16 protein-coding genes are annotated in these 13,162 nt (G+C 68.3%); 7 read left to right on the plus strand and 9 right to left on the minus strand.

The annotated features are described in order from the left end of the window. Positions 1 to 147 precede the first annotated feature (147 nt). From GU920_RS08040 to GU920_RS08065, 6 genes are read left to right on the plus strand one after another with little or no spacing between them, the layout of a single operon-like run. Positions 148 to 1,020, plus strand: coding sequence for a PhnD/SsuA/transferrin family substrate-binding protein (locus GU920_RS08040; RefSeq protein WP_201743996.1), 873 nt, complete (start codon positions 148 to 150; stop codon positions 1,018 to 1,020). A gap of 7 nt (positions 1,021 to 1,027) precedes the next feature. Next, positions 1,028 to 1,825: a phosphonate ABC transporter ATP-binding protein gene (locus tag GU920_RS08045; RefSeq protein WP_161766394.1), complete on the plus strand. Its 798-nt coding sequence runs from the start codon at positions 1,028 to 1,030 to the stop codon at positions 1,823 to 1,825. Between the two features lie 5 nt (positions 1,826 to 1,830). Further along, positions 1,831 to 2,631, plus strand: a complete 801-nt coding sequence (phnE, locus tag GU920_RS08050) for a phosphonate ABC transporter, permease protein PhnE (protein ID WP_161766395.1) — start codon at positions 1,831 to 1,833, stop codon at positions 2,629 to 2,631. 14 nt (positions 2,632 to 2,645) lie between these two features. Next, the gene (locus GU920_RS08055; protein WP_161766396.1) at positions 2,646 to 3,302 is read left to right on the plus strand and encodes a class I SAM-dependent methyltransferase; all 657 of its coding nucleotides are present in this window, start codon (positions 2,646 to 2,648) and stop codon (positions 3,300 to 3,302) included. Next, complete coding sequence (locus GU920_RS08060; RefSeq protein WP_161766397.1) at positions 3,302 to 4,540, plus strand: alpha-D-ribose 1-methylphosphonate 5-triphosphate diphosphatase; 1,239 nt, start codon at positions 3,302 to 3,304, stop codon at positions 4,538 to 4,540. Before GU920_RS08055 ends, GU920_RS08060 begins: the two co-directional genes overlap by 1 nt. 18 nt (positions 4,541 to 4,558) lie before the next feature. Continuing rightward, positions 4,559 to 5,434, plus strand: coding sequence for a hypothetical protein (locus GU920_RS08065; protein ID WP_161766398.1), 876 nt, complete (start codon positions 4,559 to 4,561; stop codon positions 5,432 to 5,434). A 254-nt stretch (positions 5,435 to 5,688) separates the two neighbouring features. Here GU920_RS08065 and GU920_RS08070 read toward each other — a convergent pair whose 3' ends face one another. Then, the gene (locus GU920_RS08070; RefSeq protein ID WP_161766399.1) at positions 5,689 to 6,831 is read right to left on the minus strand and encodes an alpha-D-ribose 1-methylphosphonate 5-triphosphate diphosphatase; all 1,143 of its coding nucleotides are present in this window, start codon (positions 6,829 to 6,831) and stop codon (positions 5,689 to 5,691) included. Between the two features lie 113 nt (positions 6,832 to 6,944). On the opposite strand from GU920_RS08070, the gene GU920_RS08075 reads away from it, so the two are divergent. Further along, the gene (locus GU920_RS08075; protein ID WP_161766400.1) at positions 6,945 to 7,610 is read left to right on the plus strand and encodes a DUF1045 domain-containing protein; all 666 of its coding nucleotides are present in this window, start codon (positions 6,945 to 6,947) and stop codon (positions 7,608 to 7,610) included. On the opposite strand, the gene phnN is transcribed toward GU920_RS08075, so the two are convergent. The 8 genes from phnN to phnG form a co-directional block, all read right to left on the minus strand. After that, positions 7,592 to 8,134, minus strand: a complete 543-nt coding sequence (phnN, locus tag GU920_RS08080) for a phosphonate metabolism protein/1,5-bisphosphokinase (PRPP-forming) PhnN (protein WP_161766401.1) — start codon at positions 8,132 to 8,134, stop codon at positions 7,592 to 7,594. The two genes, GU920_RS08075 and phnN, sit on opposite strands and share 19 nt — an antisense overlap. Continuing rightward, a complete protein-coding gene (gene phnL / locus GU920_RS08085; RefSeq protein WP_161766402.1) occupies positions 8,131 to 8,814 on the minus strand; it encodes a phosphonate C-P lyase system protein PhnL in 684 nt (227 codons plus the stop codon). The genes phnN and phnL overlap by 4 nt, the downstream gene beginning before the upstream one ends. A 1-nt stretch (position 8,815) precedes the next feature. Then, positions 8,816 to 9,604, minus strand: coding sequence for a phosphonate C-P lyase system protein PhnK (gene phnK / locus GU920_RS08090; protein ID WP_161766578.1), 789 nt, complete (start codon positions 9,602 to 9,604; stop codon positions 8,816 to 8,818). Positions 9,605 to 9,636: 32 nt separating this feature from the next. Next, entirely contained in the window at positions 9,637 to 10,515 is an 879-nt protein-coding gene (locus tag GU920_RS08095) for an alpha-D-ribose 1-methylphosphonate 5-phosphate C-P-lyase PhnJ (RefSeq protein WP_161766403.1), read from the minus strand. Further along, a complete protein-coding gene (locus tag GU920_RS08100; RefSeq protein ID WP_161766404.1) occupies positions 10,512 to 10,856 on the minus strand; it encodes an endonuclease domain-containing protein in 345 nt (114 codons plus the stop codon). The genes GU920_RS08095 and GU920_RS08100 overlap by 4 nt, the downstream gene beginning before the upstream one ends. A 179-nt stretch (positions 10,857 to 11,035) precedes the next feature. Next, positions 11,036 to 12,124, minus strand: coding sequence for a carbon-phosphorus lyase complex subunit PhnI (locus GU920_RS08105; RefSeq protein ID WP_161766405.1), 1,089 nt, complete (start codon positions 12,122 to 12,124; stop codon positions 11,036 to 11,038). Beyond that, a complete protein-coding gene (gene phnH / locus GU920_RS08110) occupies positions 12,124 to 12,696 on the minus strand; it encodes a phosphonate C-P lyase system protein PhnH (protein ID WP_161766406.1) in 573 nt (190 codons plus the stop codon). The genes GU920_RS08105 and phnH overlap by 1 nt, the downstream gene beginning before the upstream one ends. Then, positions 12,693 to 13,157 (minus strand): phosphonate C-P lyase system protein PhnG, encoded by a 465-nt coding sequence (phnG, locus tag GU920_RS08115; protein WP_235933111.1) that lies wholly within the window; start codon positions 13,155 to 13,157, stop codon positions 12,693 to 12,695. The genes phnH and phnG overlap by 4 nt, the downstream gene beginning before the upstream one ends. Positions 13,158 to 13,162: the final 5 nt, after the last annotated feature.

Below are 13,162 nucleotides of genomic sequence, written 5' to 3' on the forward strand. Positions count from 1 at the left end.
GTCGCCCCCGGCTGCGGCACGCGCGACGAAGAGATGAAGTTTCTGTAACGCAACGCCCTTGTTACATCCCGGCCACCGAACCGTCATCCCGCTGTCATCCCCACTGCCTACCCCGCTTCCACCAGTTGCACATCCGTGGGGGACAGCATGAACAACCTTCTGAAATCCGGCCTACTCAGCCTCGCCCTGATCACCGGCGTCACCGGCATGGCCGCCGCTCAGGACGTGATCCGCTTCGCCGTCACCGATATCGACGGCGCCGAAGCCGTCCAGCGCGAGATGGGCCCCTTCAAGGATGCCTTCGAACGCCTCTCCGGCCTCAAGGTCGAATTCTTCCCCGTCTCCGGCCGCACCGTGGCGGTGGAGGCGATGGCCGCGGATCAGGTGGATTTCGTCCTCACCGGCCCGGCGGAATATGTCGTCTTCAACGCCCGCATGGATGCCCAGCCGGTCGTGACTTGGAACCGCCCCGACTACTATTCCAACGTGGTCGTTCTCGACACCGCACCCTATCAGGCGCCCGCCGATCTGAAGGGCCAGAAAATCTCGTTCGGCGAGATCGGCTCCACCTCGCAACACCTCTCGCCCGCCACCCTGCTGGCCGAGGCAGGGCTTGTCTATGCCACGGATTATGAACCGGTTTTCCTCAAGCGCAACGTCGCCATGGAAGCCCTGATCGCGGGCGAGATCGCGGCCATCGGGCTCAACCGCACCCATATCGACCAGATGACCGAAGCCTTCCCCGACCATAAGCTGCGCGTGCTGGTGCGCGGCGACGGCCTGCCGAACGACGTCCTCCTTGCCTCCTCCAAGGTGCCCGCCGAAATCGTGGACACCGTCCGCCGCACCTTTGCCGACCATGGCGAGGAACTGATCGCCGCCGTCACCACCACCGAAGAGAATGAAAAATATCTCGGCGGCGGTTTCACCGCGGATGTGACCGATGCCGATTACGACAACGTGCGCAAAATGTTCGAAAACGTGGGCGTGACCGAATTCACCGAATTCGTGGGCGAGTGATCGGCGCATGACCGCGCACCCCCGCGCCGCACAGCTTCAGGCCGACCCCGCGCAGGCGGGGTCTGCCCTTGTTGTGTCGCGGCTGGCAAAATCCTTTGATGGCCGGCCGGTGCTGACGGGCCTTGATTTCACTGTCCGCGCCGGGGTGGCCACGGCCCTGATCGGGGCCAATGGATCGGGCAAGTCCACGCTGATGAAATGCCTCATCCGCCTGATCGAACCCAGCGCAGGCCAGATCACCATGCTGGGTCAGGATGTGCTGTCGCTCTCGCCGCGCGCGCTGCGGGCCTTCCGGTCGCAGGTGGGGGTGGTCTGGCAGAAGCACAACCTCGTCCCCCGCCTGTCGGCCCTGTCGAATGTGGTGCACGGCGTGCAATCCCGCATGTCCGGTCCGCGCACTTGGTTCCAGTCGCTCGCCCCCGCCGCCGTCCGCGCACAGGCGCTGGCCTGCCTTGACCGCGTGGGTCTAGCCGACCGCGCGCTCCAGCGGGTGGATAGCCTGTCGGGCGGGCAGGCGCAGCGCGTCGCCATCGCCCGGATGCTGATGCAAGAGCCGCGCATCATCCTCGCCGACGAACCCGATGCCAGCCTCGATCCCCAATCGGGGCAAGAGGTGATGCGCCTGCTGGCCGATCTCGCCCGTCAGGACGGGCTGACGCTCATCATCATCTCGCACCGCATGGAACACACGCTGGAATTCTCCGATCACATCCTCGGCCTGCAACAGGGCCGCATCGTGATGGACCGGCCCACCCGGGGCGTTGATGCCGCGCTCCTGCGGCGCTTCTTCGAACATCAGGATTAGGCCGGATGGCGGATACCACCCCCCAGATACCGCGATTCCAGCACCGCAGCCTCGGCGAATATTTCGGCATGATCATCGTGCTGGCGCTGGTCCTGTCCTCCATCGCCGCCACCGCGCCGCAACTCGATGCGCTGGGCCGCGGCCTGACGCGCCTCTTCGCGCCCTCGGGCCTTCTGGCGCAGATGTTCCCGCCCGACATCAGCCGGATCGACCGCATCGCGCTGCAACTGCTCGAAACCCTGCAGATGGCCGTCGCCGGGGCCGCGCTGGGCCTGATCTTCGCGCTGCCCTTCGCCATCCTCGCGACCGACCGCCTCTCCCCCCACCCGCTGATCCGCATGGCCGCCCGCGGCATCATCGCACTGTTCCGCACCATCCCCGATCTGGTCTGGGCCATCTTCTTCATCATCATGGTGGGCCTCGGCCCCGCCGCGGGCGTGCTGGCCATCATGGTGGACAAGATCGGCTTCGCCGGCCGCTTCTTCGCCGAAGCGATGGAAGAGGCCGACACCGGCCCGCAGGATGCGCTCCGCGCCATCGGGGCCAGCCGGATGGGCGTCATCTTCTCTTCCGTCATCCCCGCCTGCCTGCCCTCCTTCACCGCAACCTCGCTCTTCTCGCTGGAAAAGGCGGTGCGCGGGTCCGCCGCGCTGGGCCTTGTGGGCGCGGGCGGGATCGGGGTCGATCTCAAGGTCGCCTTCGATCTGTTCAACTACGACGAGGCGCTGACCATCATCCTGATGCTCTTCGCCCTCGTGATTGCGGTGGAACAGGGATCCAGCTGGATCCGCTCGAAACTGATCTGAAAGGGGGGCAGGGGATGACCACCGACACCGCGCATCGCTACTGGAACGAAGAATGGCGCCGCGCCGATGCCACCTCCAAATGGGCCAAGGCCGAGGAAGAGGTGCTCGCCCATGCCGCCCGCCTGCCCAAAGGCGCGCGCGTCCTTGATCTGGGGGCAGGCATCGGCCGCCACGCCCTCGCGCTGGCCCGTCTCGGCTGCACCGTCGATGCGCTCGACGCCGCCGCCGAATCCGTCCGCATCATCGACATCGCCGCCCGCGCCGAAGGCCTGCCCGTCACCGCCCGTCAGGGCGCGATGACCGAACTGCCCTACCCGGACGCCGCCTTCGATCACGTCCTGTCCTGGAACGTCATCTATCACGGCGACGAGGCGATCGTCCGCACCACGCTGGCCGAGGTGGCGCGCGTCCTGCGCCCGGGTGGCACCGTCATGGCGACCATGCTTTCGGCCCGCCGCCTGCCCGTGGAACGCGCCCGCGCCCCGGGACGCGAGATTTCGCGCAACACATGGGTGTTCGACGGCGAAGGCGACAAGGTCCATCCCCACTACTTCTGCCATGCCCGCGATCTGCTGGCCCTGTTCTCCGGTTTCGAACCGATATCGCTCGTGGACCGCGAACATGAACGCCCGGGCACATGGCACTGGCACATTCTGGCGGAGCGTCTCTGATGGATCCCATCCTCATCGAAGGCGCGCGCCTCATTCTGGATGACCGTGTCGAACGCGCCTCCCTCCGCATGGAGGCAGGCCGCATCACCGGGCTGGACGTGGCCCGCGACGGTGCCGCCGTGATCGACGGGCGGGGCCGCATCCTTGCCCCCGCCTTCGTCGATATCCACGGCGATGCCTTCGAACGCCAGATCCAGCCCCGCCCCGGCGTATCCGTCCCGATCGACGCCGCGCTTCTGGAAACCGATCGCCAGCTTGCCGCCAACGGCATCGCCACCGCCTATCACGCCCTCACGCTCAGCTGGGAACCCGGCCTGCGCTCGGTCGAGACGGGGGCTGAGATGCTGCGCGCCCTCCACCGCCTGCGCCCCCGCCTGACGGCCGAGAACCGCCTGCAACTGCGCTGGGAAACCTTCTGCCCCGAAGCCATCCCCCTGATGGCCGAGGCGCTCGCCGCCCGCGATCTGCCCGCCGTGGCCTTCAACGATCACACATCCGCCGCGCTGCTGCACCCGTCCATCGCGCTGCATGACCGGCCCTTCGACCTGATCCCCGAATACCCAGTGACCGATGTCCAGGCCCCCGCCTTCCGCGCCAAGATGGAGACGCGGGCGAAACGGTCGCACATGACGACCGATGATTACGTCTCGCTCATGCTGCGCATCTGGAACCGCCGCCCGCGCGTGGCCGATGACATCGCCGTGGTCGCCCGGATGGCCGCCGAACGCGGCGCGCCGATGCTCAGCCATGATGACAGCCAGGTGGAGACGCGCGATTTCTACCGCGCCCATGGCGCGCGCATCGCCGAATTCCCCATGCACGAACGGGTGTTTCTGGATGCCCGCGACAGGGGCGACTGGATCGTTCTGGGCGCGCCCAACGCCATGCGCGGCGGGTCGCATCTGGGCTCCCCCGGCGCGGCCGACATGATCCGCCGTGGCCTCTGCGATATCCTCGCCTCGGATTACTTCTACCCCGCCATGCTGGGCGCCGTGGTGCGGCTTGCCGCCGATGGCGTGGCCGCGCTGCCCGATCTGTGGCGCCTCGTCGCCGCCAATCCGGCCGCGGCCATGGGCCTGTCCGACCGGGGCCGCATCGCGCCGGGCCTGCGGGCCGATCTTTTGCTGCTCGACTGGCCCGATCAGGGCGCTCCCGCCCCACTGCGCACATGGGTCGCCGGGCGCGGCGGCTATTCTGCGTTGCCCGACGGCGCGCTTCATGTGGCCCAGATGGCCTGATCGAAAAGGGGGGATGCCATGACCGACAGTTTCGCCGCCGAAGATGCAGGCACCGATTTCACCTATTCCCATCCCGGCCAGTCACCCTTCCGCCGCGCCCTGATCCGCGCCGTCGAACGCGCCAGCGGCCAACCGATGCTGCGCAGCCTCTACAGGGATTGGCAGGCCGGTCCCCGCCGGGACGAGACCGTCTTCGACGCCGCCCTCCGCCTTTTGCGCATCCAGCCGCAGGCCACATGGCACAGCCCCGCCGCCCATATCCCCCAGACGGGCGGCCTCCTCCTGATTGCCAACCACCCTTATGGTATCGTCGATGGCCTCGCCCTCGGCCAGCTCGGCATGCGCCTGCGCGGCAACGTGCAGATCCTGACGAACAGCGTCCTCTGCCAGCCGCCCGAGATTGCGCCCCACCTCCTGCCCATCGACTTCAGCGGCACGCCCGAAGGGCGCAAGACTTCGGGCCAAAGCCGCCGCCTTGCGGTGGAACTCCTCACCGCGGGCAAGGTCGTTGCCATCTTCCCCGGCGGCGGCATCGCCACGGCGAATGCCCCCTTCCGGGGCCGCGCCCATGATGCCGAATGGCACGGCTTCCTTGGCCGCCTCGCCACCATCCCCGGCGTGACCACATTGCCGGTGCATTTCGGCGGCCAGAACTCACGCCTGTTCCAGATCGCCAGCCACCTGTCCTATCCCCTGCGCATCGCGCTCATCTTCCACGAAACCCGCCGCCTGATGGGCCGCCCGCTGCCCATGACCGTGGGCCGCCCGATCACCGCCCACAACCTGTCCGGCACCCCGCGCACCGAAATCGCCGCCGAACTGCGCCGCCGCACGATGGAACTGGGCGGTCAGGGGGATGAGGTCTTCATCTGGCCGCCCCACGTGAAATGGTAGGGCGGAAATGGCCGGGCAGGGCTCACCCCGGGCCGATGCCCATGGGTAGCGTGGGCTAAAGCCCACCCTACCCACGAACGCACAGCGAGGCGCCGCTCCCCCCGCCATCGCCGGTAACGTGGGCTTAAGCCCAAGCTACGCCTGCGCACACGGCGAGGCGCGCCCATCCCACCCGATCCACCGTCGCCCGTAGCCTGGGCTTCAGCCCACGCCCCGCAGGGGTGCCATTACGGCGGGGTTCACCCCGCCGCCCTTCATCCCACGCGCCGCCCAGCCACCCATGTCCCGCGCAACATCCCCGCCTCGCCAAAGCGATGCACGCGGATCACATCCGCCCGCTTGCCGATGGCGATCTCGCCCCGGTCCGTCAGCCCCGCCGCCCGCGCGGGAGCGTGCGTGACCGTGGCCACCGCCCGCGCCATATCCCCCCACAGATCGCCCAGCATCAGCGCCGCCGACAGCAGCGACGACGGCACATAATCCGATGACAGGATGTCCAACAGCCCCTCTTCGGCCAAAGCCTGCGCCGCCACATTGCCCGAATGGGATCCCCCCCGGATCAGGTTCGGCGCCCCCATCATCACCGCGATGCCATGCGCGCGGCAGGCCCGCGCCGCCTCGGCCGTGGTGGGGAACTCGGCAAACTGCGCCCCGTGCCGCGCCGATTGCGCCACATGCCCCTCGGTCGTGTCATCATGGCTGGCCAGCACCGCGCCATAGCGCCGCGCTGCCGCGACAGCCGCCGCTTCATGGGCCGCGCCCATCAGGGCCGACAGGGCCTTCTGCCCCTCGACATGCTCAACGAACTCCGCTTCGGAAAACCCGTGTTTGCCGCAGACGTAATTCTTCAACTGCGTCATGTCGCGAAACTGCCGCTGCCCCGGCGTGTGGTCCATGAGGCTGACAATACCCACCCCATCCTCGGGTCCGAACTTGCCCAGTTCCGCAATCAGCGTCTCGGAGCAGACCTCGGCCCGCAGATGCAGCAGATGGTTGATCCGCAGCGCCCCCGCCTCGCGTAGCGCGATGATCTCATTGGCCAGCGCCCGGGCATATTCGCCATAGTTGGATTTGGATTTCGAAACCACAGATCCCACCCGCAGCGCGTCGAACACCGTAGTGATCCCCACGCTCGCCAGTTCCGCATCATGCGCGATGATCGCCGCCGCATGGGGCCAGGCCACCTTGGGGCGCGGTTCGATATGCCGCTCCAGATTGTCGGTGTGCAATTCGATCAGGCCGGGCATCAGCAGATCGCCCCCCATATCCTCGGCCCCCGCAGGCACGCCCCCGCCATCCCCGATCTCGGCAATCACCCCATCGCGCAGCACCAAGGCCCCGGTCCGCATCTCGGCCCCCAGAACAAGGGTCGCATTGGCAAGGATCGTCTCTGTCATGTCAAAGTCCGGAAAATGCTGGCGGCTCGGGCCACCTTGTTGCGATAGGATCGGGGCCGAATTGCGCAAATTGCGTCACACCCATGTGACAAAGCCGGGCTAGGCCTCTCCGCATGACCGAATACACACGCTACGCCGTCTACTACGCCCCCCGCCCGGGGGATTTCGCCACCCGCGCGACCCTCTGGCTTTCCGACGCCGCGCCCCATCTGCCGGGCCTGCCGCGCCCGCCCGCCGACCTGACCACCGCCCCCCGCCGCTACGGCTTTCACGGCACGATCAAGGCCCCCTTCCGCCTTGCCGATGGCACCACGGAACAAGACCTGCGCGACGCCCTCGCCGCGCTTGCCGCGCGCCTTGCCCCGGTGCGCATGGCGGGGCTGAGGCTGGAACAGGTGAAGGGCTTCCTCGCCCTCCTCCCCGAAGGCGACGAGACCGATCTCCTCGCCCTCGGGGCCGAGGTGGTCAGCCACCTCGATCCCCTCCGCGCCCCTCTGACCGAGGCCGAGATCGCCCGCCGCCGCCCCGACCGCCTGACCGCGCGCCAGCGCGACCTGCTCGCCCGCTGGGGCTATCCCCATGTGATGGAAGAGTTCCGCTTCCATCTCACCCTCACCGATGATCTGCCGCCCGAACTGGCACAGGCGACCGCCGCCATCCTCGGGCCATGGTTCGCAGACGTGCTGCCCCGCCCCTTCGACATCGCCGATCTCTGCCTGTTCGGCGAAGATGCCGCAGGCCGCTTCCAGCTTCTGCATCGCTACCCGCTCACCGGCTGAAGCGCGCCCAGAAACCGGGCCACACCCTGCTCCAGCGGTCCGTCGTTGCACACATCCACCACCGCCAGCTGCTCCGGCACCTCATAGCTTGCCCGCTGCAGGCGCGCGGTGATCTCTTCCCGCGTCTCGCGCCCGCGCGCCAGCAGCCGTTCCATCAGCACGGCCGAAGGCGCGGTGACGCGGATCACCGTCAGGTCGGGATAGATCGCCGCCGCCGCCTCCAGCGCCGCGCGCGATCCGTTGAACAGCACATCCCGCCCGGTCATCCGCTCCGCGATCTGGATCGCGGGCAGGCCATAGCGCAGCCCATGCGCCCGCCAGTCCAGCGCGAAGGCGCCCTGCGCCTTGCGCTGCGCGAACTCTGCCTCGGTCACGCCTTCGAAATCCTCGCCGCCCATCGCTTCCGGCCGCGTGATCACCCGCCGCACGATCAGCAGATCGGGCCGCGCCGCGCGGCCTGCGTCAATCAGTGTGTCCTTCCCCGCGCCTGATGGCCCGACGACGGCAAACAGCCGCCCCATCATGCCGCAGCCTGCGGGGTAAAGGCCGTGACATCCACGAACCGGTCACAGACCTGCGCCCGCGCGGCCTCGTCATGAAAGATGCCAAGGATCGCCGCCCCCCGCGCCTTGGCCGCCGCGATCAGCCCCAGCACCACCTCGCGGTTCGCCGCATCAAGGCTGGCCGTGGGTTCATCCAGAAGCAGCGCCGGATAGGGGTGGATGAAGCCCCGCGCGATGTTCACCCGCTGCTGCTCGCCCCCCGAAAACGTGGTGGGCGACAGCGACCACAGCCGTTCGGGGATGTTCACCTGACGCAGCAGGGCCGCCGCCCGCGCCCGCGCCTCTTCTGCCGGATGGCCCAGCACCCGCAACGGCTCGGCCACCACCTCCAGCGTCGGCACCCGCGGCACCACGCGCAGGAACTGGCTCACATATCCCAGCGTCGCCCGCCGCAGCGCGATGATCTCGCGCGGGGTGGCCTTGGTGATATCCGTCCCCGCGATCACGATGCTGCCCGTCGCGGCCAGATAGTTGCCATAGACCATCCGCATCAGCGTGGATTTCCCCGCCCCCGACGCGCCGATCAGCCCGACACATTCGCCGGGCGCCACCGACAGCGCCGCATCCGCCATCACCCGGATCACCGCGCTGCCCTGATTGTGCAGCGTGAAGGTCTTCGAAAGCCCCGAAATTTCGATCATGTCACACCTGCAGAACGGAAGAGACGAGAAGCTGGGTATAGCCGTGCTGCGGATCGTCCAGCACCTGATCGGTCAGCCCCTGCTCCACCACATGCCCCGATTTCATCACCATCAGCCGATCGGCGAGCAGCCGCACCACGGCAAGGTCATGCGTCACGATGATGACCGACAGCCCCATCTCGCGCACCAGCCCGCGGAGCAGGTCCAGAAGCCGCGCCTGCACGCTGACATCAAGGCCCCCCGTCGGTTCATCCATGAACACCAGCCGCGGCCCCGTCACCAGATTGCGCGCGATCTGCAACCGCTGCTGCATCCCGCCCGAAAAGGCGCTCGGCCGGTCGTCGATCCGCTCGGCGGCAATCTCCACCCGCCCCAGCCAGTCCGTTGCCCGGTCGCGGATCGCGCCATAGTTGCGCGCCCCCACCGCCATCAGCCGCTCGCCCACATTGCCGCCCGCCGTGACACCCATCCGCAACCCGTCGCGCGGGTTCTGGTGGACAAAGGCCCAATCCGTCCGCGACAGCCGCCGCCGCTCAGGCTCGGTCATGGCCAGCACATCGCGCGGGCCCTCCGACGTGTCAAAGACGACACTGCCCGCATCCGGCGCCAGATGCCCCGCCAGACAGGAGAGCAGCGTCGATTTCCCCGATCCGCTCTCGCCCACGATTCCCAGCACCTCGCCGGGCCACAGGTCAAACCCCACATCCGCACAGCCGATCCGCGCCCCATAACGCTTGGTCAGCCCCCGCACCGCCAGAAGAGGACCGACTGACGTCACTTCGGGCTTCATCTTGGCGGAAATACCCAATTCCACGGCCCCCATCAGGCAACCCCCTCTGCCACCGGCGCACCCAGCCGCCCCACATGTCCCGCCGCACGGCGGCAGCGGCAATGATCCGTGTCCGAACAGACGAACATCCGCCCGCCCTGATCATCGGTGATCACCTCGTCGAGATAACTGTCGCTTGCCCCGCACAGATCGCAGTCATGCGGCGCCTTCGATGCCTCGAACGGGTGATCCTCGAAATCGAGGCTGACCGCCCGGCTATAGGGCGGCAGCGCATAGATGCGCTGCTCCCGCCCCGCGCCAAACAGTTGCAGCGCGGGCGACCCCGACAGTTTGGGATTGTCAAAGCGCGGAATGGGCGACGGGTCCATCACATAGCGCCCCTCCACCTTCACCGGATAGGCATAGGCCGTGGCGATATGGCCGTGTCGCGCGATATCCTCATACAGCTTCACATGCATCAGCCCGTATTCCTCCAGGCTGTGCATCTTCCGCGTCTCCGTCTCGCGCGGCTCCAGAAAGCGCAGGGGTTCCGGGATCGGCACCTGATAGACAAGGATCTGATCCTCGGTCAGCGGCGCTTCCGGGATGCGGTGGCGGGTCTGGATCACGGTCGCCTCCGCCGTCGCCTCGGTCGTGGCCACGCCCGCCGTGCGCTGAAAGAACTTGCGGATCGACACTGCATTGGTCGTGTCATCGGCCCCTTGGTCGATCACCTTCAGCACATCCTCGGGCGTCAGACAGGCCGCCGTCACCTGCACCCCGCCGGTGCCCCAGCCATAGGGCATCGGCATCTCGCGGCTGGCGAAGGGCACCTGATAGCCGGGCACGGCCACGCCCTTCAGGATCGCGCGGCGGATCATCCGCTTGGTCTGCTCGTCGAGATAGGCAAAGTTATAGGCTTGGTCGGTCATTCCCCAATCTCCTCGGCAAGGCGGCGCAGGACGGCAGACAGGTCGGCAAGCACATCTCCGGGCGCCAGATGGATCAGCCGGTATTCAAGGCGGGCCAAGCCCGCCGCCGGGGCACGATCCGCCGCATGGTCATGTGTCTTATCGAGTAGATCGATCGCGATGCGGCGCGACGGTATGGCGAAATCCACGATCCAAGGCCCCACCGGCGCCTGCCGCCGCACCGGCAGGCAAAGGAAGCGATGGCCCCGCAGCGCCTGCCAAAGCACGGCTTCGGCAGGCGTCATGCTCGCCCGCAGGATGCGGGCGTGCAGGCGCTGTGTATCTGACCGATAGGCAGGCATCCCGCGCACCCCCTCCCCGACCCTCCCCCGTGCCGGGGGAGGGAGCTTCACCCCCCACCCTGCGGCAGCATCGGTGAACACCGTGTTAACCGTGACATGCCGCCACCCGCCGGGCGCTCTCCCTCCCCCGGCACGGGGGAGGGTCGGGGAGGAGGTCGCCCCGGTCGAAATCAGGGCGCTCATTCCGCTGCCTCCCGCATCGCGCTGGCCTCGACCTCGGCCCGCAGCTTGCGCACCAGTTCCAGCTCGCTCTGGAAATCCACGTAATGCGGCAGCTTGATATGCTCCAGAAACCCGGTCGCCTGCACATTGTCGGCATGCATCAGCACGAATTCCTCGTCCTGCGCGGGTGCGCCGGTGAAATCCTCGCCCAGCTCCTTCCAGCGCAGCGCCCTGTCCACCAGGCTCATGGCAATCGACTTCCGCTCATTCTGGCCAAAGGTCAGCCCATAGCCGCGGGTGAATTGCGGCGGTTCCGTGCGCGATCCCTTGAACTGGTTCACCGTCTCGCATTCGGTCACCTCGATCTCGCCGATGCAGATGGCAAAGCCCAGTTCCGGCACCTCCATCTCCACCGCCACCATCCCGATCCGTAGCTCGCCCACAAAGGCATGGGTCCGCCCGTAGCCGCGCTGGGTCGAATAGGCCAATGACAGGATGAACCCCTCATCCCCCCGCGCGATCGCCTGCAGGCGGGTCGCCCGGGATGCGGGCAATTCCATCGGCTCGCGCGTCAGGTCGGGCGGCAGCGTGTCGTCGCGCGGGGCGTCCTCGATCATCCCGTCGCGGTTCAGGAAAGATGTGATATGCGGCACCATGCCCGGGGCGGCGGGCGCGCGCGGCGCCACCGGCGCCTCGCCATTCGCCGCCAGCGTGAAATCCAGCAGCCGGTGCGTGTAGTCGAAGGTCGGCCCCAGAACCTGCCCCCCCGGCGCATCCTTGAAGGTCGCGCTGATCCGCCGCGCGACCGCCATCTGGGCCGTCTCCACGGGCAAGGACACACCATGCCGGGGCAGGGTGGTGCGATAGGCCCGGATCAGGAAGACCGCCTCGATCAGATCGCCCCGCGCCTGCTTGATCGCCAGCGCCGCAAGGTCGGGGTCGTACAGCGACCCCTCCGCCATCACCCGGTTCACCGCCAGCCGCAACTGCTCGCGGATCTGCGGGATCGTCAGGTCCGCGACAGACGGATCGCCCCGCCGCTCCTCGGCCAGCCAGGCATGGGCATTGTCGATGGCCCGCTCGCCGCCCTTCACCGCCACATACATCAGACATCCTCCACGATGGTTGACCGGGGCAGGGCCGCAACCCGGCCCCCGGCGGTGAAGACACAGTCAAACCCCAGCGGGAACAGCGCCCGGTTGGCACGGAAGGCCGCGACCTCGGGCAGCGACAGATGCGCGTGATCCCGGATCCCCGGCCCGGTCAGCCGCGCGCCCTCTGCCAGCAACTCCGCCCGCTCAACGATCAGCGTGCAGGCCCGGTCGGGATATTCCGGTGTGCCGATGGCAAAGCGGCCCACGGGCTGCAACGCCTCCCACGTGCCGATGGCGAACATCGCCGCTTCGGCCCCCACCAGCGGCGCGCCGGTGTGAAAGGTGATCCACTCCCGCACCGCTGCCACGTCATGCGCCCCCGCCAGATGCACCGGCGTGGTGCCATCCAGCAGCGTCAGCGCCACCGTCCCCGCCGCCACCGACAGCGGTGCCGGTGGCACTGCGCCCCCCAGATCGGCAATCCGCCCCGGTCGCGCCATCACATCCAGCAGCGCGCGGAACGCCCGCGCCGCCTCCAGCGGCGGATCGGCAAAACCACCCGCCAGCGCATCCACCGCCGTCATTTGTCCTCTCCCCGCACCATGGTGAAGAACTCCACCTTCGTCGCCGCCGCCTTCTCGGCCCGCACCTGCCGCGCCTCGGCCTCGGCCTGCGCCAGCGGGTCCAGCACCGCCGCCCGGATGGCCGCCGCCGCGCCCGTCTGCATCAGCGCATCCACCACAGCGGCGCGGCGCGCGTGATCCCGGTCCCGCCCCTGCACCACCGCATGGCCCACCGCGCCCGAGGCCAGCCGCAAGCTGCACCGCACCACCGTCATCTCGCCCAGATTGAACGGCGCACCCGTCGCCCCGGCCCGGCCCCGCACCATCACCGCGCCGATCTCCGGCGCGCGCAGCAGGGCGTGATCGGGCAGCGGATCCGGCAGCAGCCCCGCCAGCGCCGCAGGCCGCGCCCGCGCCAAAAGCCCCATCCATTCCTGCCGCGCCGTCTGGGGTTCGGCCCTGTCCATGCTGTGACTAGACATCTTTT

The sequence above is a fragment of the Paragemmobacter ruber genome (assembly GCF_009908315.1).
Lineage (GTDB): Bacteria > Pseudomonadota > Alphaproteobacteria > Rhodobacterales > Rhodobacteraceae > Paragemmobacter > Paragemmobacter ruber.

Coding starts and splice junctions, on each gene's coding strand:
- GU920_RS08040 (WP_201743996.1), top strand. CDS start 148: ATGAACAACCTTCTGAAATCCGGCCTACTCAGCCTCGCCCTGATCACC.
- GU920_RS08045 (WP_161766394.1), top strand. CDS start 1,028: ATGACCGCGCACCCCCGCGCCGCACAGCTTCAGGCCGACCCCGCGCAG.
- phnE (WP_161766395.1), top strand. CDS start 1,831: ATGGCGGATACCACCCCCCAGATACCGCGATTCCAGCACCGCAGCCTC.
- GU920_RS08055 (WP_161766396.1), top strand. CDS start 2,646: ATGACCACCGACACCGCGCATCGCTACTGGAACGAAGAATGGCGCCGC.
- GU920_RS08060 (WP_161766397.1), top strand. CDS start 3,302: ATGGATCCCATCCTCATCGAAGGCGCGCGCCTCATTCTGGATGACCGT.
- GU920_RS08065 (WP_161766398.1), top strand. CDS start 4,559: ATGACCGACAGTTTCGCCGCCGAAGATGCAGGCACCGATTTCACCTAT.
- GU920_RS08070 (WP_161766399.1), bottom strand. CDS start 6,831: ATGACAGAGACGATCCTTGCCAATGCGACCCTTGTTCTGGGGGCCGAG.
- GU920_RS08075 (WP_161766400.1), top strand. CDS start 6,945: ATGACCGAATACACACGCTACGCCGTCTACTACGCCCCCCGCCCGGGG.
- phnN (WP_161766401.1), bottom strand. CDS start 8,134: ATGATGGGGCGGCTGTTTGCCGTCGTCGGGCCATCAGGCGCGGGGAAG.
- phnL (WP_161766402.1), bottom strand. CDS start 8,814: ATGATCGAAATTTCGGGGCTTTCGAAGACCTTCACGCTGCACAATCAG.
- phnK (WP_161766578.1), bottom strand. CDS start 9,604: ATGAAGCCCGAAGTGACGTCAGTCGGTCCTCTTCTGGCGGTGCGGGGG.
- GU920_RS08095 (WP_161766403.1), bottom strand. CDS start 10,515: ATGACCGACCAAGCCTATAACTTTGCCTATCTCGACGAGCAGACCAAG.
- GU920_RS08100 (WP_161766404.1), bottom strand. CDS start 10,856: ATGCCTGCCTATCGGTCAGATACACAGCGCCTGCACGCCCGCATCCTG.
- GU920_RS08105 (WP_161766405.1), bottom strand. CDS start 12,124: ATGTATGTGGCGGTGAAGGGCGGCGAGCGGGCCATCGACAATGCCCAT.
- phnH (WP_161766406.1), bottom strand. CDS start 12,696: ATGACGGCGGTGGATGCGCTGGCGGGTGGTTTTGCCGATCCGCCGCTG.
- phnG (WP_235933111.1), bottom strand. CDS start 13,157: ATGTCTAGTCACAGCATGGACAGGGCCGAACCCCAGACGGCGCGGCAG.